The following is a 22,247-nucleotide window of genomic DNA, read 5'->3' on the forward strand; positions in this document are numbered from 1 at the left end:
AATATTTGTAAGATCAGAAGTTTTTAAAAAAATGTTAAACAGTAACAGAAACAGCAGATTATGCATTCAAATAGTAAAAAAAATAAATTTTTAATTTGCGTTTTTTTACTGTTATCGGTTCCTGCGAGAGTAAAAAAAAGAGCTGTTTTGCTTTGGCTATACTTAGAATACCAAATGTTTTTGTACTTTGCTTACTTATTATTAGAATTTTTATAAAACTCTTTACCCAATGTTGCTGATTGTTGCTAAATATTTAATTCCAAAAGGATTTCGTGGGTTAACGCTATTTCCTTTTGTATTTGTAAAATTCCCAGAAGATAAAGAAAATAGAGTTTTTGTCAATCACGAGAAAATTCATCTTCGCCAGCAGACAGAATTATTAATACTTCCTTTTTTTATTTGGTATCTGTTAGAATATCTTGTTCGCTTGTTTCAGTATAAAAATGCAAATTTGGCTTACAGAAATATTAGTTTCGAGCGGGAAGCGTATTGGAATGAATCAAATTTAGATTATTTGAAAAATCGATCTTTTTTACAATTTTGGAATCACTTGTATTTAAAAAAGGAGTAGCTTCTATTTTAGATTACTTTATGGATTAATCAGCAGGTTCGGGAGCGGTGACTTATTTTATCGATTGGTGGAACGTTTACGTTTCATAGATCAAAAGAAATACTGTAAAAGATTTAAATCCAATCATTCAAAGATTTTTCTTGAAAATTTCAGTTCAAAATTCCATTTCTTTTTCTTTTTTTTTAATTGTAGGAAAGTATATATTTAAAATACAAAATAATGTATTTAAACGATGATTTGTACTTTTTATCGATATAATAAGGACTAGTCGTATTGTTTTTTTGTAGTTTTAAACAATAGTGTCATCAAAATCATTTTTTCTTTTATAAAAATGCCACTTTGCCATGTGCTGGACAAGTTTTTTATAGCTAATGAAAATTTCATTTTAAAACAAAAAATGTTGTTGAATGCTTAAGGATAAGGAAAGGAAGTATCAAAAAAATTAAATTACTACAACGCTTATGAAATCAAAACAACTTAAAAGACCGCTTTTGATTATTGTTGGATTTTTGTTTCAAATCAGCATTCATGCCCAGATATTTGTTAGTCCTGATAGTTATTTATTTGCAAATAACGAAGTTGTTTTTATTAAACAGCAATTGGAACTTAAAGCAGTCACGAGCAATTTTTACTTAAGGAAGGATGCGCAGTTGATCCAGGGCTCCACGACTTTGGGAACAAATAAAGGGCTCGGTAACTTATCTGTTTTTCAAGAAGGAACCACAAATAATTTCCAATTTAATTACTGGTGTTCTCCTGTTGGAGGTTCTACTGATACCGAAGGGAATTCGAAGTTCGGGATTCAGCAACTTAAGGATATTGACGGATTAATCACTTTTAAGGAGCCAACTATATTACCAATGAATAACTATAACGGTACTGCAAGTCCATTAGCAATAGCGCCTCATTGGATCAATAAATTATCGGCGTCGTCTAGTTACTATGATTGGGTTCAAGTTGGTTCGAGCGCAAATCTGAATCCCGGTGAAGGATTTACGATGAAAGGGACTTCGGGAACCAATTATTTTACCTTAGACGGTGTGCAAAATAACCCTGGAAATAAACAGCGCTACGATTTTAGAGGTAAACCAAATGATGGGACTATTTCTATACCGGTGGCAATCGGGAAATTTACTTTAACAGGGAATCCCTATCCATCAGCAATTGATTTATCTGCTTTTTTGCTTAATGAGGTAAATTGCACAGGAATTGCTTATTTCTGGGAACATGATAAAACAGTAAATACGCACTACATTGCCCAATATAAAGGAGGATACGGTGCTTTCTCACCGGGCTCAATGGGAAGCAATGGGATCTATGTTCCGGCGACTTATTATACCTATGATAATTCAGGAAATACAGGAGCGGATTCAGGGACAAAAGGAGCAATTTATCAAAGACGTTTTTGTCCTATTGGGCAGGGTTTCATGATTGATGGTGTAACTAACGGCACCGTTACAATGAAAAATAATTATAGAGTATTTGTTAAGGAAAACGCGGCAAATGCTTCTCAATTTGAAAAAATTGTAGTGTTCGATAAAAACAAGAGTAAATCCGGATATCTTTCATCGATACAATCCGTATCCGGTTTTGATTACAGGACTGTAAGCACCGAGCCAACGCCGCAGATAAGGTTTAACACGCTGATGAACAACGAAGGAATCCGTCAAATTGTTTTGGCATTTATTCCAGAAGCGACTGATGGAGTTGATCGTGCATTGGATGCAATGTCGCCAAGCGCCGATTCTCCTGCGGATGTTTATTTTGTTATAGAGAACGGTGAGTACGTAATCAACGCTACGAATTTTGATATTGATAAAAAGATTCAAATTGGTTTTAAAAACAAGTTACAGGCTAATTATAAGATTACGGTAAATGAAATCGTGAACTGCGCCGCTGTCAATCAAGTTTACTTACATGATAAAAAGACGGATTTATTTCATGATATTAAAAACAATTTCTACGATTTGACGCTGCCGGCCGGCGTGAATAATACACAATTTGAAATCACTTTTAAAACTAATACAACTTTAGATGTTGAAGATATCAAAAGCCAAAGTTTTATTGTTTATCAAAATAACACCACTAAAAGCCTAACAATTGATAACCCTTTGCTAATGGATATTTCTACTTGCGGCTTGTACGATGTGGCGGGGAAGTTGATTTTTAATAAAAAAGATTTGGGTGTGAACCCGTCTTATACTTTTTCAACTTCGGGGCTTAGTAGCGGTATTTACATCGTAAAAGTCATCACGACAGATAAGATTGAGATGGGGCAAAAAATCATCATTAAAAATTGATATGGTATGCCGATGAAAACTAAAGCAATCCATTGGGTTTGTATTTTTAGTAGTAAAAAATTTTATCTTTGTGCCAAATTTACTCATTTTGAATCAACCGATAAAAACACAATTTCCGAATTCAATTGAAATTCATATTAAAAGGGAAGATTTGATTCATCCCTTTGTTTCCGGGAATAAGTTCAGAAAGCTGAAGTACAATTTGCTGCAGGCCAAAATAGAAAATCACCAAACACTACTTACTTTTGGCGGTGCTTTTTCCAATCATATTGCCGCTGTAGCTTTTGCTGGGAAGGAGAAAGGTTTCAAAACTATCGGTATGATTCGAGGAGACGAATTAGAAGATAAAGTATCGGAAAATCCAACATTGTCATTCGCTCAAAAATGTGGCATGCAGCTTGAATTTATTTCAAGAGTGGACTACCGTTTGAAAAGTGAGGTTTCTTTTTTAGAAAATTTAAAACAAAAGTTTGGTCATTTTTATCTGATTCCAGAAGGAGGTACCAATGAATTGGCAATCAAAGGCTGTCAGGAAATTTTAACTAAAGATGATGCTGAATTTGATTATATTTGTTGTTCAATAGGTACTGGAGGTACTATTTCGGGAATTATAAACAGTGTTTTGCCTCATCAAAAAGTTTTAGGATTTCCCGCTCTAAAAGGTGATTTTTTAAAAAAGGAAATCCGTATTTTTGTCCAAAATGAGAATTGGGAGCTAGTTACGGACTATCATTTTGGCGGATATGGGAAAGTAAATGCGGCATTAATAGAGTTCATCAATCAATTTAATCTGGAAAATCAAATTCCTTTGGATCCAATATATACTGGAAAGATGGTTTTTGGCGTTATAGACTTGATAAAGAAGAATTATTTCCCTGCACACTCAAAAATTTTACTAATTCATACAGGTGGAATCCAAGGAATTCAGGGGATGAATATGAAATTAAGAAACAAACAATTACCAACAATCGATATCAATGGTTAAAAAAATTCTACTACTTGTAATAGCAATAATTATGGTAGGCTGTAACGCCGCAAAACCAGTTATTATAACGACAAAAAAAGCACCTTTAAAACCAAAAACGGAAATAGTCCGTGGTGGTAAAAAACCAGTCTCAACTAAAACAATAGTTACAAATACCCCTTTAAAAAAGCCGGCCAATCCGCCCAAAGAAGTCTATAAAAATCAGGTAACTGAAGTGATAGTTTCCACTTCGCAAACCGTTGTTAGTAGTGATGTTGTGGCTAACTATATTGCTAAATTTAAAGATATTGCAATGGATAACATGAAAATGTATGGTATTCCTGCCAGTATTGTTTTAGCTCAGGGAATATTAGAATCTGGTGCGGGAAGAGGAGATTTAGCGATAACAGCTAATAATCATTTTGGTATAAAATGCCATGAAGGCTGGGCTGGTGAAAGTGTAAAACACGATGACGATGCAGCTCAGGAATGTTTCAGGAAGTATGATAACGTATCGGAATCCTTCAAAGATCACGCACTGTTCCTAACGGGAAGAAGTAGGTATTCTAAATTATTTGCTTTTTCAAAAGACGATTATAAAGCATGGGCGAGAGGACTTAGAGCCGCAGGCTATGCAACAGACCCCAAATACCCGGATAAGTTGATTTCCTACATCCAGCGATATAAATTAGATCAATTTGACAATCAGGTTTTAGGGGTAGATTATGTTTCGAAACCCAATCGAATGGTTGAAGACTTAAAAGTTGAACCAAAAAATTCAAAAATAAATTTAAATAGGGATTTGATTTCATATGTGGTTCAAAAAGGAGACACGCTATATTCTATTTCAAAAAAATTCAATTTAGATATTAAAGAGTTAAAGAAAAAAAATAATCTGGTACAGAACGGACTTTCGATTGGACAACAGTTGAAGATTTAACAATAGTTGTCTATTTTTGAAATGACCAATTAAAAATACAAATTTTAAAATGTTATATAAAAGAAGCAGTCAGCTTTTTGCTGAAGCAGAAAAAGTAATTCCGGGAGGTGTAAATTCACCAGTAAGAGCTTTTAAAGCCGTGGGTGGAACTCCAATTTTTGTCAAAAGTGCCAAAGGTGCTTATTTGTATGATGAAGATGGAAACCGTTTGATAGACTATATCAATTCTTGGGGACCGATGATTTTAGGACACGCTTACGAACCGGTTGTACAAGCCGTGATAGAAAAAGCGAAGTTGGGAACCTCGTTTGGAATGCCAACAGAATTGGAAACGCAAATTGCAGCTTTAGCGGTAGCGATGGTTCCAAATATCGATAAAATCAGATTTGTAAACTCCGGTACCGAAGCCTGTATGAGCGCTGTAAGACTGGCTCGCGGATTTACCAAAAAAGATAAAATAATAAAATTCGCAGGTTGTTATCACGGTCATTCGGATTCGTTTTTAATTCAGGCCGGAAGTGGAGCAATTACTTTTGGTTCACCAAACAGTCCTGGAGTTACTGCAGGAACGGCCAAAGATACTTTGCTGGCACGATACAATGATTTAGAAAATGTAGCCACTTTAATCGAAGCAAATAAAAATGAAATCGCTGCCATCATCGTAGAGCCTGTTGCGGGGAATATGGGCTGTATTCCGCCTAATAAAGGCTTTTTGGAAGGCTTGCGCCAATTGTGTACTGATAACGGAATTCTATTGATTTTTGATGAGGTTATGACTGGTTTCAGACTCGCCGCCGGTGGTGTTCAGGAATTGTCTAATGTAGCGGCTGATATTGTTTGTTTTGGGAAAGTAATTGGCGGAGGATTGCCTGTTGGTGCTTTTGCTGCGCGTGAAGAAATTATGAATTATTTGGCTCCTTTGGGTCCCGTTTATCAGGCAGGAACATTGTCAGGGAATCCATTGGCAATGGCAGCAGGATTAGCAATGTTACAAGCTTTAGACAGTGATCGTGCTATTTTTCAAAGATTAGAAGAGAAAACAGCCTATTTGGCTGCAGGAATTGATAAAGTGCTTACAGCAAATAATATTCTTTTTACCATCAACAGCATTGGATCGATGATCTCGGTTCATTTTGATGCTGCTCCGGTTGTAGATTTTCAAACGGCCGCAAACGGCGATAACGATACCTTCAAGAAATTCTTCCACGGATTGTTGCAGGAAGGAATTTATATTGCGCCATCAGCATATGAAACGTGGTTTATTACCGATGCCTTAACCTACGAAGATTTAGATTTTACCATTCGAGCGATAGATAAAGTTTCAAAAACATTTTAAGCGTAAAAAAGCCCCAATTTGGGGCTTTTTTATGAAATAAGATGAAATATTTCAAGTGAATGGATTATTTTTTGTCACCCATTTTTGCTGCTTTCCTGTCCTTTTTGTGCATCATTCTTTTTTTCATTCCCTGATGTCTTTTTCCTTTCATGTTTTCCCATTTTTTGTATTGGTCAGCTGAAAGAATTTTCTTCATTCTTTCTTTCATCACAATTTGCTCATCTAACATTTGATTTTTCTTAGCAAATCGTTCGTTTGCAGTAAGTTGTTTTTTAACGGAATTTCTGTTCGCTTTTCGCTCTGCCATTCTAGCGTCTCTTGTGGCGCTTTGTTCAGCGATGATTTTACTCATTTCTCTTTGCTGCGATGCACTTAAGTCTAAGTCCAAAGCCATCTTTTTTAAGTGCAGCTGGTTTCTTTGCTCTGACGTCATTTGCTCCATTCTTGCTTTTTCCGGTCTTGCTTTTCTTTCTTGTGCAAAGCTTGTCAATCCGACAACTAATAATGCAACGATAAATAATTTTTTCATTTGTAGTGTTTTAAGTTTTATAATGATAAGACAAGAAGATTCCTTAAAAGTTTAAACGTTAACAAAAGTTTATTGTTTGGTTTTAAAATGGAATAAAACTTTAAAACTGAATTTGTTTTTTAAAATACAGTGCTGCCACAATTCTGTTCCAAGCTAAAGCATGATATTTATCAGTTTTTATTCCGTAATCTTTCTGGATTTTTGTGGTTTATTTATTTAAATCATTTAGCATGACAACAGTTAAACCACTTCATACTTTTCATATCCCGGTTATGGGACTTGCTTATACGATTGATAGTCCGATACGAGTGGCGAAGTATGGAATTTCGTCCGTGATTTCAATAATGGATGATGAACTTATCGAAAAAATGAATGCTTTTTACAGCAGGAAATTCGATTTACCGTATCAGGAAATTACGCAAAAAATACATGATTATCGAGCAGAACGTATTACTTCCTACTTGAATTTGGTAGACAAAATCGTGAAGGAAAAATTCGAAAATTTCAAAACGGAATTATCCGAAAGCAAATCAGCTTTGGAAAATTACATCGCCATTTTGCCCAACAAATCAGAAATTAAAGCGGGTTTGCAAAACTTGATGGAAGACGGTTTTGCTTTCAAAGAAAACATCAAAAATTATTTGGAGAAAAATCTCTATCCGGGCGATATTGACGTCAATATTATGACCAAATTGGATAAGGATAATTTTATCAAAGACGAACAATTGCCAATTATTTTTAATGATGCACATGCCGCGCTTCGTGGGTTTGTGAACAGTACATTAGAATCTTCGGTAGTTTTATCGGCGGGGATGAATCCAAGATTATACAGCTATTTCGAAAGTTTTTCGGCTTTCTTTCCTGATGCGAATAATACACTGAAAAAGAAAATTACACTTAAAGTTAGCGACTTTCGTTCGGCGATGATTCAAGGAAATTTTTTGGCTAAAAAAGGTCTTTGGGTTTCTGAATATCGAATCGAATCCGGACTGAATTGTGGCGGTCACGCTTTTGCCACCGAAGGATATTTATTAGGACCAATTTTGGAAGAATTCAAACAGAAAAAAGAGCAATTGATTCAATCTGCGCATGAGTTGATGGTGAAAGCATTGGGACAAAAAGAAATGCATGTTCCAGAACAACCTTTGGATTTAAAAATCACGGTTCAAGGCGGCGTAGGAACTGCTAAAGAACACGATTTTTTAATCGAGGAATACAACGTTGATTCTGTGGGTTGGGGTTCGCCTTTTTTATTGGTGCCTGAAGCTACATCGGTAGACGAGCACACCAGAACATTATTGGCTGGAGCCAAAGAAGATGATTTGTATCTAAGTCATATTTCGCCGTTGGGAATTCCTTTCAATACGTTACGAGGAACAACGAATGAAAAATTGAAAATGAAACGTATTGAGGAAAGCAAAGCGGGGAGTTCATGTCCAAAACGATTTTTGGCGCTAAGCAAAGAATACGATGCGAAAGGAATTTGTACCTCTTCCAAGAAATACCAAGACTTGAAACTGGAAGAATTGCTTCTTGAAAAACATATTTTAACTGCTGAAATTTTCGAAAAAAAGAAAAACAGTATTACGGAGAAAGCCTGTCTTTGTGTGGGTTTAGCCAATGCTTCGTATCTTGAAAATGACATTGCGATAAAAGGGCAGGCGCAGGGTGTAATCATTTGTCCAGGACCCAATATGGCTTATTTTGACCAAGAGGTTTCATTGTCTAAAATGGTGCAGCATATTTACGGAAACGCAACTGTATTGTCAGTTACTGATCGACCAAATTTGTTTGTGAAGGAGTTAAAAATGTATTTGGATTATCTGAAAAATGAAATTTCATCAGTTACTGAAGAAATCACTGTGGGACAAATTAAAAAATGGAATTCGTTTAAAAATAATTTGCTTCTCGGAATTGGATATTATGAAGATTTATTTTCAACAACTCCTTTTTTTGAAAGCACTAAAAAAGAGATTTTCAGTCAGTTCATTTCGTATAGAATGGAATTAAATGAGATCGAAATTCCCGTACTGAAATTGGCGTAAAGCCTCGAAGTAGTAGGTTTTGAATAGAATGATTTTATTGAAGATTATTCTATTCAAAACTATTTTTATACTCCATGATGTTGTAAATTTGCGCCGTGAAAAAAATCATATTCATAATTGTATTAATCATGCTTATAAAGCCAATTCTTCCGGTTTTAGAGTATGTCGTGAATTATGAATACATTTCAAAAGTGCTTTGTATCAACAAGGATAAGCCTAAATTGGAATGTAACGGAAAATGTCATTTGATGAAAGAATTGGCCAAAGCTTCTGATGCTGAAACGCCGCTTTCTTCAGATAAAAAAGGAACTGCTTCAATACTTGACGTAATTATATTTGAGGAAATTAAATCCTTCGAAATTGTACCCGTTTGTTTTGGTACCACAGAAAAATTAAACCCATACTATTCTAATTTATACTTTCACTTGAATAGTGCTTCTGTATTTCACCCACCCACTTTCATTTCTTAAATTTTAGGCACATAGTGTGCTTTTAGTAATCCGTTTTATACAACGGATCAGATTCTGTTTGCATTTTTTGGAAATAAATCCTCCAGAAATTGCCTGCGAATCAATACCTAATATTTAAAATAAAATCTAAAGAAATGAAATTTCAATTAAAAAACATACTGGCTGTAGTGGCTATCGCATTCGCGTTTTCTTCATGTTCCTCAGATAACGACACTCCTGTCGTTGATGAATTGGCAGAATTGACCAAATTCAAAGAAATCACAAACACCACCCATACTATCGAAATGTACTCTTACACTGGAGCTTTAGAACAAGGTTATAACGAAATCAGTTTAAGAATTAAAGACAAAACAAGCGGCGATTACGTAAATAATGCGACTGTTAGTTGGATGCCACTGATGCACATGACTATGATGACGCATTCGTGTCCAAAATCGGAAGTTGAAAAAGTAGCGGCTGCTGGAGCTTTATACAGAGGAAATATTGTTTTTCAAATGCCTCAAAACGCTACGGAATACTGGGATTTGAAAATAGATTACACGGTTAATGGAACTGCATATACGGCAACTTCAGTAATTGATGTTCCGGCTTCGGCTAAGCAAAGAGTGACTACTTTTACAGGTTCTGATAATGTAAAATATATTGTGGCTTATGTTGAACCACATCATCCAAAAGTGGCACTGAACGACATTATTGTGGGTGTTTATAAAATGGAATCGATGATGAGTTTTCCGGTTGTTGATCATTTTAAAGTTAAAATTGATCCAAGAATGCCAAGCATGGGAAATCATGGTTCGCCAAACAATGTTGATTTAACACAGTCCGCTTTGGACAAATTATATCACGGAAAATTATCATTGACCATGACCGGTTTATGGAAAATCAACTTACAGCTTTTAAATGCATCTGATGTTGTTTTGAAAGGCGAAACTATTACGGATTTAGTTCCGGCGAGCAGTATTTATTTTGAGATAGAATTCTAAATCTATTTCATTTTCTTAACTAAAAAAGGTCAAAAAAATCAAATGCATTGACAGCTGTTCTTTTGGCCTTTTTTTAATTTTTCTATGATGAAAAAGAAATTATACGGTTTTGTACTCTTATGTTTCACCTCAATAACTCTTTTTGCACAAGGCCAGGTTACAGATACGGTCGTGCCAAAGAAACTAAATGAAGTGATTGTCATTGGAAAAAAAACACAATTATATCAAAAACAAACCAAACCTCTGGCTACAGTCGAGGAGTATTTGCAGCAGTCCGGAAAAGTTGGAATGATCAAGAGAGGCGGTTATGCGTGGGAGCCAATCATTAACAGTATGGCTACCGAAAGAACGTTGATAACCATTGACGGAATGCGTGTTTTTGGAGCCTGTACTGACAAAATGGACCCGATAACTTCTTATGTTGAGGTTTCTAATTTATCGGAGGCTACAATCACATCAGGACAGTTGGGCGGTTCTCATGGGGCAACCATTGGTGGAGCTATTGATTTAAAAAGAAATCGCAGCGGATTTATAAATTCCGGTTGGGATGTTTCACTGCACTCCGGTTTTGAAAGCAATGGCAATCAAAAAATTATTGGATCGGCAGTCAATTACGCAAACAATCGTTTTTATATCGATACTGATTTCATGTATCGCGATGCCGAAAATTATTCGGCAGGAAACAATCAAGAAGTTTTGTATTCACAGTTTAGAAAATTCAATATTTCTGCCACTTCTGGTTTTTCTTTTGATGGAAATAAAATGTTGGAAGCTTCATTAATCTATGATAAAGCAACTGATGTGGGTTATCCGGCACTTCCGATGGATGTTTCTTTGGCGGAAGCTTTAATCACTTCATTGAAATTTGAATATGTTCCAAAGTCTTCCAAAATTGAAAATTTGGAAACTAAAATTTATTACAACACAATCACGCACATTATGGATGATACTAAACGTCCATCTGTGCCTATTCATATGGATATGCCCGGCTGGAGCGATACGTATGGATTTTATTCAAAAGCCAAAGGAGTTTTTAAAAGCCATCATTTTCTGGTGGATTTGAATTCGTTTTACAACCGCTCCGTTGCCGAAATGACGATGTATCCAAGTGATCCAAATGAAAGTCTGATGTTTATGTTTACCTGGCCGGATGTGCGAACACTTTATAATGCGTTGTTTCTGGAAGACAACATCATTTTAAACAGTCAATCCAGTTTGCGATTTTCAGCAAGTGTTTCGAATCATTTTAATAAAGTTGCCGATGAGTTGGGACTAGAAAGTCTGCAGATTTTTTATCCAAATATGAAAGACAGTAAAAATAGAATTTTAAAAAGCATTTCGTCGAATTATACAGTCGATAAAAATGGGTTTCAGTATGGTTTTGGACTTGCTTTTGGTGAGCGCGCTCCGTCGGTTTCTGAGGGATATGGATTTTATTTATTCAATAGTTTTGACCGATTCGATTATATTGGAAACCCGGAATTAACAAACGAAAAATCATCTGAAGCGAATGCTTTTATTGGTTACAAAACCCAAAAAATCAGCACTAAAATTTCGTCTTCCTATTTTCATATTTCAAATTATATCGTCGGTAAACCAGCTGAGAATTTGATTCCGATGACCATTGGCGCAACCGGGATTAAGATCTACACAGCACTGGATTATGCTGTCATTTTTAATACGGATTTGAACATCGAATACCAATTTGACAAGAATTTTAAATGGTCTGGGCAATTGGTTTACAGTTACGGACAGGACTATAAAAAAGAGAATTTACCTTTTATAAGTCCGTTGCGGTACACTTCTTCGCTGCATTATAGACTAAATAAATTTTCCTCTGAAATCGCGGTTGAGGGAAATGCAGTTCAAACGCAACACAGTCTTTTTTATGGAGAAGACAGAACGCCGGATTATGCTATTTTAAACTTCGCAGCGAGTTATTCGTTTCAGATTGATAAAAGCAATTGGAATGTAAAAGCAGGAGTAGAGAATATTTTAGATACGTATTATTCCACTTTTTCAGATTGGAACAATATTCCTAGGAAAGGAAGAAATTTCTTTTTGAATATTAGTTTTGGGTTTTAGTAAGTATCAGAGTGATGATTTGTTATAAAAAAAGTAGCTTCGATTGAAGCTCCTTTTAAACTATTTTTTTAGAAGCTGTAAAAGTTTTTTTGGATTTTGTCGATTATCCCAAAATGCAACAACAATCAAATTTTTTTTGGTTGTTTTATAAAAAATATTGTAGTTTCCTAAAGTTGAAGTTCTGATGTCAATTAAATTTGTAGCGGTCGAGGCTTCCGGATTTTTAAGAATATACTGTATGTTCGCTGAAATTTCGTGGATTAATTTTATCGAATAAGCTGAAGATTTATTTCGTTTGGTCCAATATTTCAATATTTTTCTTCGTTGACGAGCGGCTGTGTCGGTCCAAACTACAGTTTTGATAGCCATTCTAAGTCTTCTTTATCCAATTGTTTCTGTGAGATGACATTTCCTGCTGTTATGTCATCTTCGCTTTTTCGTATTATATTTAACTCGTCTTCATTTAAATGATAATCTTCTGTTTGGTCGGTATTTTTGAGTAAGTTCATGATCCTGTTGAGCAAAGCGATATCTTCAACCTCTTTTAGTTTGTCAAATATTTCCAATTTTATGTCTAAAGTGCTCATAGCATGATGATTTTGGATAACAAAGTTATGTATTTTTTAGATGAGATTAATTCAAAATAAAAAAATCTGCTCTTTAGAGCAGATTTTATATTTAAAATAAATTGAATAAAAAATTATTCTTTCAATCTACACGCTTTACTTTCTCCTTCAACAACCACTTCAGTCATTCCTAGCGAAGATAAATTTTTCATGGCTTTATCCCATTTCTTACCACTCAATTCTGATTTGATCTTTAATAATCCAAAATCCATTTTGTTGTCATTCGTTTTCAAGATTGCAACAATCAGTTTCTCATCGTCTTCTAGTTCAATTTGAACTTGCTTTTTCTCTGGTCTCATTTGTGGAAACAACAATACTTCTTGTATCGAAGCATTATTGGTCAGGAACATCATCAAACGGTCCATTCCAATACCTAATCCAGAAGTTGGAGGCATTCCGTATTCCAGCGCTCTAAGGAAATCTTCATCGATAATTCCGGTAGCTTCATCATCACCTTTTTCAGCCAAGCGCATTTGCTCTTCAAAACGCTCTCTTTGGTCAATTGGGTCATTCAATTCAGAATATGCATTCGCCACTTCTTTACCACAAACCATTAACTCAAAACGCTCCGTCAATTCAGGATTGTCTCTGTGTTGTTTACATAACGGAGACATTTCTTTTGGATAATCCGTGATAAATGTTGGCTGAATATAATTCCCTTCGCATTTAGCGCCGAAAATTTCATCAATCAATTTTCCTTTACCCATAGTTTTATCCACAATAATACCCATTCCTGTTGCTGCATCGAATAATTCCACTTCATTTTTACCTGAAATATCAAAACCGGTAAATTGTTTAATAGAGTCTGTCATTGTAACGCGAGCGTAAGGCGCTTTGAAGTTCACGGTGTGTTCTCCAAAAGTTGCTTCGCTAGTCCCGTTTACGCTGACAGCGCAATGTTCCAATAAGTTTTCGGTGAATTTCATCATCCAGTTGTAGTCTTTATAGGCTACATATATTTCCATGGCGGTAAATTCGGGGTTGTGCGTTCGGTCCATTCCTTCGTTACGAAAGTTTTTCGAAAACTCATAAACACCATCAAAACCACCAACAATTAATCTTTTTAAGTACAACTCATTCGCAATACGCATGTATAACGGCATATCTAGCGAGTTGTGGTGCGTGATAAAAGGTCTTGCTGCAGCACCACCGGGAATCGGTTGTAAAACTGGCGTTTCTACTTCAAGATACCCTTTGTCATTAAAGAAAGAACGCATCGCATTGAACAATTTTGTTCTTTTGATAAACGTTTCTTTCACGTGATCGTTTACGGTCAAATCCACGTAACGGCGACGGTATCTTTGTTCCGGATCAGCAAACGCATCGTGCGTTTTTCCGTCAGCATCCGTTTTTACTACAGGAAGTGGTTTCAAAGCTTTGGCCAAAACCGTCAAACCATAAACATGAACTGAGATTTCACCGACTTGCGTTTTGAAAACCGTTCCGCGAATACCAATAAAATCGCCAATGTCCAATAGTTTTTTGAAAACCACGTTGTACATTGTTTTCTCCTCATCAGTCGAAATATCATCCCTGGAAACATAAATTTGAATACGCCCTTCAGCATCTTTCAATTCTGCAAATGATGCCTTTCCCATAATACGTTTACCCATCAATCGGCCTGCTAAAACAACTTCCTTTCCTTCGTACTTGTCGAAATCGGCTAGGATTTCGCTGGAATATGCGGTTGTAATAAACTCGGCTGCCGGATAAGGCTCAATGCCTAAATTGCGTAATTCGGTAAGTGCTTCTCTGCGTAATATTTCTTGTTCGGATAATGCCATTGTAAGCTGTTTTAAGAGCGCAAATATACTATATAAGTTTTAAAATTTAAAGTTTAAAATGTACCGTTTTTTGAAGCACAATATTTCGTTTTTTCAAGACGATTTGTCCCGCTATTCGCTGTATCCACGCCCAAAAGCGCGGGATGCCGCTGCTATCGGGGCTATTTCACTACTTATATTCCTAATAAAAACATGAAAAATAGTACAAAAAATGTATATTTGAAATCAATTCATTTCGCAAATATCTCAATGAAAAAATATATTGCATTATTTCTAGTACTATTCTTAACCAGTTGCCAAGTCACAGAAACCATTCATTTAAATCAAGACGGAACCGGAAAAATAGAAATCAGTAAACTTCGTGAGGAGCACAGTTACATGCAATTGATGGGGGAAGAATATTCCAAAGAAGATGTTTTTAAGGATACAACTTATGTTTTTAAAGATTTGATAACAAAACATTCCGAAACATTTTCCAGATTGCCGGCATTTGAAAAAGCCATTTTCGAAAAATTCAATACGGTACAAGTTCATGTCAAGAAAAGTTCTATCGAGAAAGAATTCCACACAACGATCACTCAAAATTTTACTAAAATTGAGCAGGTTGCTGATTTGTATAAAACCGAAGAATACGCGGATGATATTGTAAATAATTATGCTTTGGTTGCCGAAGAGCATTATTACAGTGTCAACTTTACTTTTGACGGAAGTGTTTTCAAAAGAACAGTAAGAATTACTGATACTGCTCAATTTAAAAAGCAACAAGAGGAAATTGAAAAGTTGAAAACACGTTTCTCGAAATTTAAAGTTACTCAGGATTTTGTGTTAAAATATCAATTTTCCCGAAAAATAAAATCAGTTTCAAATCCAAATGCAGTAATTAGCGAAGACCGAAAATCAATGCAGTTACAATTTCTGATAACAGATTGTTTGATAAATCCTGAGAGTACGAATCTGGAAGTAATTTTAGAATAATTACATAAGTTCCTCTCTGTTTTTTAATATGATTATAGAGATCAAAAAGCACAAATTATTTTTAAACATCTGAAAATAAAATATTTGAAAAATAATGATAGTTTTAAGTTTTTAAAATTTATTTTCAGTTACAAAGAAGTATCTCAGATTCAAACTAATAAAATCTGTTTCAAATCCAAAGGCAAAAATTAGCGAAGACCAAAATTAATGCAGTTACAATTTCTGGCAACAAATTATTTGGTGAATCCTGACAGCACGAATCTGGATCTCATACGAGTGAAAAACATTTAGACCAACTAAAACTATAGTACATAACTACAGGAAATCTATCGCCATTGCATCCAGTCGCCATGGAGTTTGAAGACATAGTTAATTGTATTGGTGATAATTATGTAAAAATCATCAATAATTCTGTAAAAAAGATGGCGAATAAATAATCTACATTTGATTAAGAGGAAATTTACAAATCGTAATTCTTTAAATCTGATTAATAGATATTAATTTAAATAATGATAGTATGAAAGCACTTGTTTATTTCGGTCCCCGAGATGTGAGGGTCGTAGAAATGCCGGATGCCAAAATTGAGCAGTCGACAGATGTATTGGTTAAAATAACCACAACTAATATTTGCGGATCCGACCTTCACATGTATGAAGGAAGAACAGATATGGAAGCGGGAAAGATTTTAGGCCATGAAAATATGGGTAGGGTAGTTGAAGTGGGCAAAGCTGTAACACAAATCAAAGTGGGAGATATGGTTTGTCTTCCCTTTAACATTGGTTGTGGCCACTGTCAAAATTGTGAAAGCGGCTTAACGGGTTTTTGTCTTACACTGAATCCTGGATTTGCAGGTGCTGCCTATGGTTTTGCCGGAATGGGTCCTTTTAGTGGCGGGCAGGCCGAATATTTGCGCGTTCCTCATGGTGATTTTAACTGCCTAAAATTACCTGAAGATGCGATAGAGAAGGAAAATGATTATGTAATGTTATCGGATGTTTTCCCCACAGGATATCATGCAACGGAATTGGCTGATGTAAAACCTGGTGACTCCGTGGTGATTTATGGCGCAGGTCCCGTTGGGCTTATGGCAGCACATTCGGCAAGTATCAAAGGCGCCAGTAAGATTATGGTTGTTGATAATCATCCAGACCGATTGAAGCTTGCTGAAGAATTCGGTGCTATTCCAATTGATTTTTCAAAAGGTTCTGCTGTAGAGCAAATATTGGAACTCACCAACGGCAAGGGTGCCGATAAAGGTTGCGAATGTGTAGGGTACCAGTGTTGCGATAAACATGGTAAGGAACATTCTAATATAACAATGAACGAACTCGTACAGGCCGTAAAAGCAACGGGTTCTATAGGGGTTGTAGGGGTTTTTGTTCCTAAAGATCCTAAATCAAAAGAGGAATTGCAAAAAGAAGGCCACATGGATTTTGATTTTGGACAATTCTGGATGAAAGGACAGCGAATAGCAACGGGACAGGCAAATATAAAATCCTATAACCGTCAGCTTTCTACCTTGATTTCTACTGGTAAAGCAAGACCATCATTAATTGTCTCGCATGAACTTTCATTAGACGAGGCTCCAAATGCCTACAAGCATTTTGATGCCCGCGATAAAGGATGGACGAAAGTGCTACTGAAACCAGAGATGATTACAGCTAAAAAATAAACTTTAAATGAGTTGAGGATTTTTCACATCGTAACTGTCGGTTGAAGTGGTTATTTTGTGCACTGTTGGTCAACAATTAAATGGATAATAATAATTCTATATGGGTAGATTATTATTATCCATTTTTTATTCTCGCCAGATATGATTATTGGTTTAATTTTATTTATTTCAAAATTCCAAATTCATTATTCAACATTCATATTTCAAACCTTTGTACCTTTGCCATTCAAAAATAAGGGAATGAAATACGATTGCTTCGTTCCTCTCAATGACACATGAATAAAACCATCCAACTTCAAGATTTAGGAATTAAAGATTACAAGGAAACTTGGGAATACCAAGAAGAATTGTTCAAAGGAATCGTCGATTTGAAAATTCGAAATCGCAGAGAAGAACTTGAACTCCTCACTCCAAATTATTTTCTTTTTGTAGAGCATCCACACGTTTATACTTTAGGAAAAAGTGGTGATTTGAGTAATTTACTGTTGTCTGAAAAACAATTAGCGGCCAAAGGAGCGACTTTCTATAAAATCAATCGCGGCGGCGATATTACGTATCACGGACCAGGACAAATTGTGGGCTATCCAATTATTGATTTGGAAAATTTTTTCACCGACATTCATAAGTATTTGCGTTTTCTGGAAGAAGCTATAATTCTTACCCTTCAGGAATATGGAATCGTTTGCGGAAGAAGCGAAGGTGAAACCGGAGTTTGGTTGGGTGCAGGGACTCCCTTTGCCAGAAAAATTTGTGCAATGGGCGTTCGCGCTTCCCGTTGGGTAACCATGCACGGATTTGCTTTAAACGTAAATGCTGATTTGGGTTATTTTGACAATATTATTCCGTGTGGGATTCGCGGGAAAGCGGTGACCTCTTTAAACGTTGAACTTGGCGTAGAAAAAGTTAATGAAGAAGAAGTCAAAGAAAAAATACTGAAACATTTTTCCCATTTATTCGAATGTTCGATTATTATACAATGATAATGTCAGTTTTCTTAAATTCTTCGTGTAATCTAAAAATCTAAGAAGTCTAAAAATCTAAATTTCCAACTTTAATTGTTCCGGCAATAAACGAAAAGTCATTCGGTGGTATTTTGTAACGCCGTAGATCCGGATTGCTTCCCGGTGTTCTTTGGTGGGATAGCCTTTATTTTGTTTCCAATTGTACATTGGGAATTCCTCATGAATAGTATTCATATATTCATCCCGATATGTTTTTGCTAACACGGAAGCAGCGGCAATACTCATGAATTTTGAATCTCCTTTTACAATACTGGTATTCGGAATTGAATTTAGGATTTCAATTTCCGCATCGGTAAAAATTTTCCCTCCACGGTTTTTTATTCCTTTTTTGTGAATCAGTGGTGCATTTCCATCAAGGATAATATATTCCGGTCTGGGATGAAGTTTCAGAATACTTTCCTGCATTGCTTTTATAGAGGCGTTTAATATATTAATTTCATCAATAATTAAAGGCTCTAAATGTGTTACTGCAAAAGCAATACATTCTTGTTCTATAATAGGTCTTAAATTTTCCCTAGCTTTCTCAGATAACTGCTTACTGTCATTTAATAACTCATTTTGAAAATCAGAAGGTAATATTACCGCGGCAGCAGTTACAGGTCCGGCCAGACAACCACGGCCAGCTTCATCCGTTCCCGATTCTAAATTTGGTGTTAAAAAGAAAGGACTTAACATTAAATTAATTTTGGCAAAAATATAGTAAAATATCTAATTCACTAGCTATAATTGATGATATAAATTAAAATTTGATGGTTAATGTTTTTTTTGGTAAAGAATAGTGACAAAAATAAAATGCGTTAATTCTTGTAAATAATTGGTTCTTTAAGAAATTATTATGATTTTTGCTGAATAACTAATTCAAAACAAATTAATATGAGATCAAAATTCAAATGGATTTTTTCGTTGCTGTTGGCGTTGTCAATGCAATTTGCGTTTGCACAAGAGAAAACGGTTACAGGTACAGTTTCAGACGCCACCGGACCTATTCCCGGAGCAAATGTTGTTGTTAAAGGAACAAATAGAAGTGCGCAAACAGATTTTGATGGTAAATATTCCATTAAAGCAAGTGCAGGTGAAGTTTTAGTGTTCTCTTTTGTGGGGATGAAAGAAATGACAGCCAATGTTGGAGTATCTTCAACTGTTAACGTGAAGATGGAGCAAACAGATAATACTTTAGAAGAAGTTGTTGTTGTAGGTTATGGAACTCAGAAAAAGAGCGAGATAACAGGTTCGATCTCGCAAATCAAAGGAGAGTCAATCAAAGGTTTGGTAACGCAAAGTTTTGATCAGCAATTAGCAGGTAGAGCTTCAGGAGTTCAAATTACTCAAAACTCTGGTGTTTTAGGAGCTGCGCCAAGAATAAGAATTAGAGGTGTGAATTCGATCAATTCTAGTACTTATCCTTTAATTGTTGTTGACGGTCTGCCTATTTCAACTGGAGATGTAGGAGGGTTTGCGGCAAACAATGCTTTAGCAGATATCAATCCAAATGATATTGAATCTTTTGAAATTTTGAAAGACGGAGCAGCATCAGCTGTATATGGTTCAAGAGCTTCCAATGGGGTAATATTAATTACTACAAAAAGAGGTAAGGAAGGAAAAACAAGTTTTAGTTATAGCACTTACACGGGGATATCTCAAGTTGCTAAATATTTAGATTTACTTAAGACGGATGATTTTATTACTATTTCAAATGAAAAGAGAGCAAATAGAAATTTAGGTGTTTGGGCAGTTGGAAACACTGTTGATACTGACTGGCAGAAAGCAGTGTTAAGAAATGCTTTGCAGCTGGAACATAACTTTAATATGTCAGGAGGTTTTGGGAAAGGTTCGTACTATGCTTCTGTTGGTTATGCAAAACAAAATGGTATTATTAGAGCTAATGACCTTGAACGTTTTACAGTAAAATTTAACGTAGATCAAAAGATTGCAAACAATGTTAAAATAGGTTCTAATATTGCATTATCTAGAACGTTGACTAATGGATTGAATACCGGGACAAATTCACTTTCAGGAGCAATGTTTAACGTAATTCGTCAATTACCTAATACTACAGTTTTTGATCCAAACGGTCCACAAGGATATAACATCGCTATTTCTGGCGCCAATACAATCGTTGGTCGTGGTGAGAATACTGAGTTTATCGCAAACAATCTGCCTAACATTAGATATGTTTTAGATAAAAATATTCAGAATACAACCAATAATAGAATTTTGGCTAGTGTTTTTGGTGAAATCGCTATAAAACCATGGTTGAACTTTAGAACACAAGCTAGTTTTGATCAGTCAAATGCTAATGGTTTACGTTACTGGGATCCATTTCATGGTGATGGTGTGAGTACAAGAGGTAGAATTGAAAACAGTACTGATATTTCTCAGTCATACAACTGGCAAAATATTTTGTCATTCAATAAAGACTTTGACAAGCACAGTTTAGGTTTATCAGCAGTAAATGAATACCAAAAAACTGAAGTGAATGGGTACATCGCTGGTGGTACTGACCTAGCTGACGCATTTTTCTCAAGTAACGTAATTACGGGTTCATATGGTACTCCACTTTCAAGCGGTTATAAATCAGCAAATGCTATTGTATCTTACTTGGGTAAAGCAAGCTATAACTTTGATAAAAGATATTACATACAAGCATCTTTACGTAAAGATATTATGTCAAAATTTGCTCCTGAGTTAAGATCTGAGGTGTTTCCTGGAGTTTCTTTAGGATGGACAGCTTCTAATGAGCAATTTTTTGAAAATATTAATTCTTATGTTAATGACTTTAAAGTTAGAGCTTCTTGGGGTAAAACAGGTAACTTCAGCGTGTTAGGTGGTGATTTCCCATATTTAGGTACTTATAGACCAAGAAAATACGGAGATTACAACGGTATTGCCTTTACAAACATGGAAAATCTTAATTTAACATGGGAGGTTATTGAAAAACGTAATATTGGTGTTGACTTTGGAATATTGGGAAATAAAGTTAAATTTATTGTTGATTATTATGTGAATGATGCTGACAAGCTTGTTGAAAGATTTCAAACACCTATGTCATTAGGAGTTCCAAATAATCAATATACTGCAAATGTTGGAAATATTAGAAACTCTGGATGGGAATTTGGTGTTGATTATAACGTAATAAATAAAGAAAATCTTACTTTTGATATTAATGCTAATTTATCTTTTAATAAGAATGAAGTAATTTCATTGTCAAAAGGGATTGACCAGATTTCAACATATAATATTATTAGAGAAGGGAGTCCATTGAATTCATTGTATGGAGTTAAATATTGGGGTGTTAACCCGGCTAATGGTAATCCAGTTTACGTACAAAACGATGGGTCTTTGGTTCAAGGAAATCTAGCTACAAATAACTATCGTGTTTTTAATCCAGAAAACCCAGCTGATATCGCTACAGTTGCTGGAACTCCAAATTTAATGGAGTTGGGTAATACATTGCCTACCTATTTTGGTGCTTTTGATTTTAAGTTGAAATTTCATAACTTCGATTTTGGAACTTTAGTTCGTTTCAGTGGTGGAAACAAGATTATGAACGTGACTAGATTAGAGATGCTTAGTCAAAACTTTAATAACAATTCGACTGAGATCTTAGGTAGATGGCAAAGTGTTGATAATCCTGGAGACGGTTGGACACCGCGATTACGTTCAAGTTCAGATCCTATAGTGAATGGACCTACAGTTGCTAACTCAAGATTTATTGAAAATGGTGATTTTATTAAGTTTGATAATATTTCAGTTGGATACAGTTTTCCTTCAAGTTTGACTGATAGGTTAAATATTAAATCTTTTAGACTTTATGTTTTAGCGCAAAATGCTATCATTATCACTAAATATTCAGGTCAAGATCCAGAAATGGAAATCGGCGGAGTTGATTACAATGTGGTTCCTCGTTCACGAGTGTTTTCAGTTGGATTAAATGTTGGACTATAA

The 22,247-nt window shown here is 35.3% G+C and carries 18 protein-coding genes; 13 read left to right on the forward strand and 5 right to left on the reverse strand.

The window, feature by feature from the left end:
- Positions 1-229 precede the first annotated feature (229 nt).
- The 5 genes from E0F89_RS03915 (at position 230) to hemL (ending at position 6,111) form a co-directional block, all read left to right on the forward strand.
- Positions 230-571, forward strand: a complete 342-nt coding sequence (locus tag E0F89_RS03915; protein ID WP_131908534.1) for a hypothetical protein — start codon at positions 230-232, stop codon at positions 569-571.
- A 461-nt stretch (positions 572-1,032) separates the two neighbouring features.
- Positions 1,033-2,871, forward strand: a complete 1,839-nt coding sequence (locus tag E0F89_RS03920) for a T9SS type A sorting domain-containing protein (RefSeq protein WP_131908535.1) — start codon at positions 1,033-1,035, stop codon at positions 2,869-2,871.
- Between the two features lie 70 nt (positions 2,872-2,941).
- Positions 2,942-3,856 (forward strand): 1-aminocyclopropane-1-carboxylate deaminase/D-cysteine desulfhydrase, encoded by a 915-nt coding sequence (locus E0F89_RS03925; RefSeq protein WP_243699463.1) that lies wholly within the window; start codon positions 2,942-2,944, stop codon positions 3,854-3,856.
- Positions 3,849-4,775 carry a glucosaminidase domain-containing protein gene (locus E0F89_RS03930; protein WP_131908536.1) on the forward strand — a complete coding sequence of 309 codons (927 nt, stop codon included), beginning with the start codon at positions 3,849-3,851 and terminating at the stop codon, positions 4,773-4,775. Before E0F89_RS03925 ends, E0F89_RS03930 begins: the two co-directional genes overlap by 8 nt.
- A gap of 49 nt (positions 4,776-4,824) precedes the next feature.
- The gene (gene hemL, locus E0F89_RS03935; protein WP_131908537.1) at positions 4,825-6,111 is read left to right on the forward strand and encodes a glutamate-1-semialdehyde 2,1-aminomutase; all 1,287 of its coding nucleotides are present in this window, start codon (positions 4,825-4,827) and stop codon (positions 6,109-6,111) included.
- Positions 6,112-6,175: 64 nt separating this feature from the next.
- Here hemL and E0F89_RS03940 read toward each other — a convergent pair whose 3' ends face one another.
- A complete protein-coding gene (locus E0F89_RS03940; RefSeq protein ID WP_131908538.1) occupies positions 6,176-6,640 on the reverse strand; it encodes a hypothetical protein in 465 nt (154 codons plus the stop codon).
- Between the two features lie 230 nt (positions 6,641-6,870).
- Here E0F89_RS03940 and E0F89_RS03945 point away from each other — a divergent pair, with 230 nt between their 5' ends.
- From E0F89_RS03945 to E0F89_RS03960, 4 genes are all read left to right on the forward strand, one after another.
- Positions 6,871-8,685, forward strand: coding sequence for a hypothetical protein (locus tag E0F89_RS03945; RefSeq protein WP_131908539.1), 1,815 nt, complete (start codon positions 6,871-6,873; stop codon positions 8,683-8,685).
- 95 nt (positions 8,686-8,780) lie between these two features.
- Positions 8,781-9,155, forward strand: coding sequence for a hypothetical protein (locus E0F89_RS03950; RefSeq protein ID WP_243699464.1), 375 nt, complete (start codon positions 8,781-8,783; stop codon positions 9,153-9,155).
- 134 nt (positions 9,156-9,289) lie between these two features.
- Entirely contained in the window at positions 9,290-10,138 is an 849-nt protein-coding gene (locus E0F89_RS03955) for a hypothetical protein (protein ID WP_131908540.1), read from the forward strand.
- Positions 10,139-10,225: 87 nt separating this feature from the next.
- Positions 10,226-12,223 carry a TonB-copper family protein gene (locus E0F89_RS03960; protein WP_243699465.1) on the forward strand — a complete coding sequence of 666 codons (1,998 nt, stop codon included), beginning with the start codon at positions 10,226-10,228 and terminating at the stop codon, positions 12,221-12,223.
- A gap of 60 nt (positions 12,224-12,283) precedes the next feature.
- Here the strand turns inward: E0F89_RS03960 and E0F89_RS03965 are convergent, their stop codons facing one another.
- The 3 genes from E0F89_RS03965 to lysS form a co-directional block, all read right to left on the reverse strand.
- Positions 12,284-12,592, reverse strand: coding sequence for a type II toxin-antitoxin system RelE/ParE family toxin (locus tag E0F89_RS03965; protein WP_131908542.1), 309 nt, complete (start codon positions 12,590-12,592; stop codon positions 12,284-12,286).
- The gene (locus E0F89_RS03970) at positions 12,574-12,810 is read right to left on the reverse strand and encodes a hypothetical protein (RefSeq protein WP_131908543.1); all 237 of its coding nucleotides are present in this window, start codon (positions 12,808-12,810) and stop codon (positions 12,574-12,576) included. The genes E0F89_RS03965 and E0F89_RS03970 overlap by 19 nt, the downstream gene beginning before the upstream one ends.
- A 113-nt stretch (positions 12,811-12,923) precedes the next feature.
- Entirely contained in the window at positions 12,924-14,633 is a 1,710-nt protein-coding gene (gene lysS / locus E0F89_RS03975) for a lysine--tRNA ligase (RefSeq protein WP_131908544.1), read from the reverse strand.
- A 192-nt stretch (positions 14,634-14,825) separates the two neighbouring features.
- Between lysS and E0F89_RS03980 the strand changes: the two genes are divergently transcribed.
- The 3 genes from E0F89_RS03980 to lipB all read left to right on the forward strand — a co-directional run bounded on the left by E0F89_RS03980 (position 14,826) and on the right by lipB (position 18,260).
- Complete coding sequence (locus E0F89_RS03980; protein WP_243699466.1) at positions 14,826-15,608, forward strand: hypothetical protein; 783 nt, start codon at positions 14,826-14,828, stop codon at positions 15,606-15,608.
- A gap of 517 nt (positions 15,609-16,125) precedes the next feature.
- Positions 16,126-17,280, forward strand: coding sequence for a glutathione-independent formaldehyde dehydrogenase (locus E0F89_RS03985; RefSeq protein ID WP_131908546.1), 1,155 nt, complete (start codon positions 16,126-16,128; stop codon positions 17,278-17,280).
- Between the two features lie 275 nt (positions 17,281-17,555).
- Positions 17,556-18,260 carry a lipoyl(octanoyl) transferase LipB gene (gene lipB / locus E0F89_RS03990; RefSeq protein WP_131908547.1) on the forward strand — a complete coding sequence of 235 codons (705 nt, stop codon included), beginning with the start codon at positions 17,556-17,558 and terminating at the stop codon, positions 18,258-18,260.
- Positions 18,261-18,317: 57 nt separating this feature from the next.
- On the opposite strand, the gene E0F89_RS03995 is transcribed toward lipB, so the two are convergent.
- Positions 18,318-18,977, reverse strand: a complete 660-nt coding sequence (locus E0F89_RS03995) for a ribonuclease HII (protein ID WP_131908548.1) — start codon at positions 18,975-18,977, stop codon at positions 18,318-18,320.
- A 198-nt stretch (positions 18,978-19,175) separates the two neighbouring features.
- On the opposite strand from E0F89_RS03995, the gene E0F89_RS04000 reads away from it, so the two are divergent.
- Positions 19,176-22,247 (forward strand): SusC/RagA family TonB-linked outer membrane protein, encoded by a 3,072-nt coding sequence (locus E0F89_RS04000; RefSeq protein WP_131908549.1) that lies wholly within the window; start codon positions 19,176-19,178, stop codon positions 22,245-22,247.

The sequence above is a fragment of the Flavobacterium caseinilyticum genome, from assembly GCF_004349085.1.
Taxonomy (GTDB): domain Bacteria; phylum Bacteroidota; class Bacteroidia; order Flavobacteriales; family Flavobacteriaceae; genus Flavobacterium; species Flavobacterium caseinilyticum.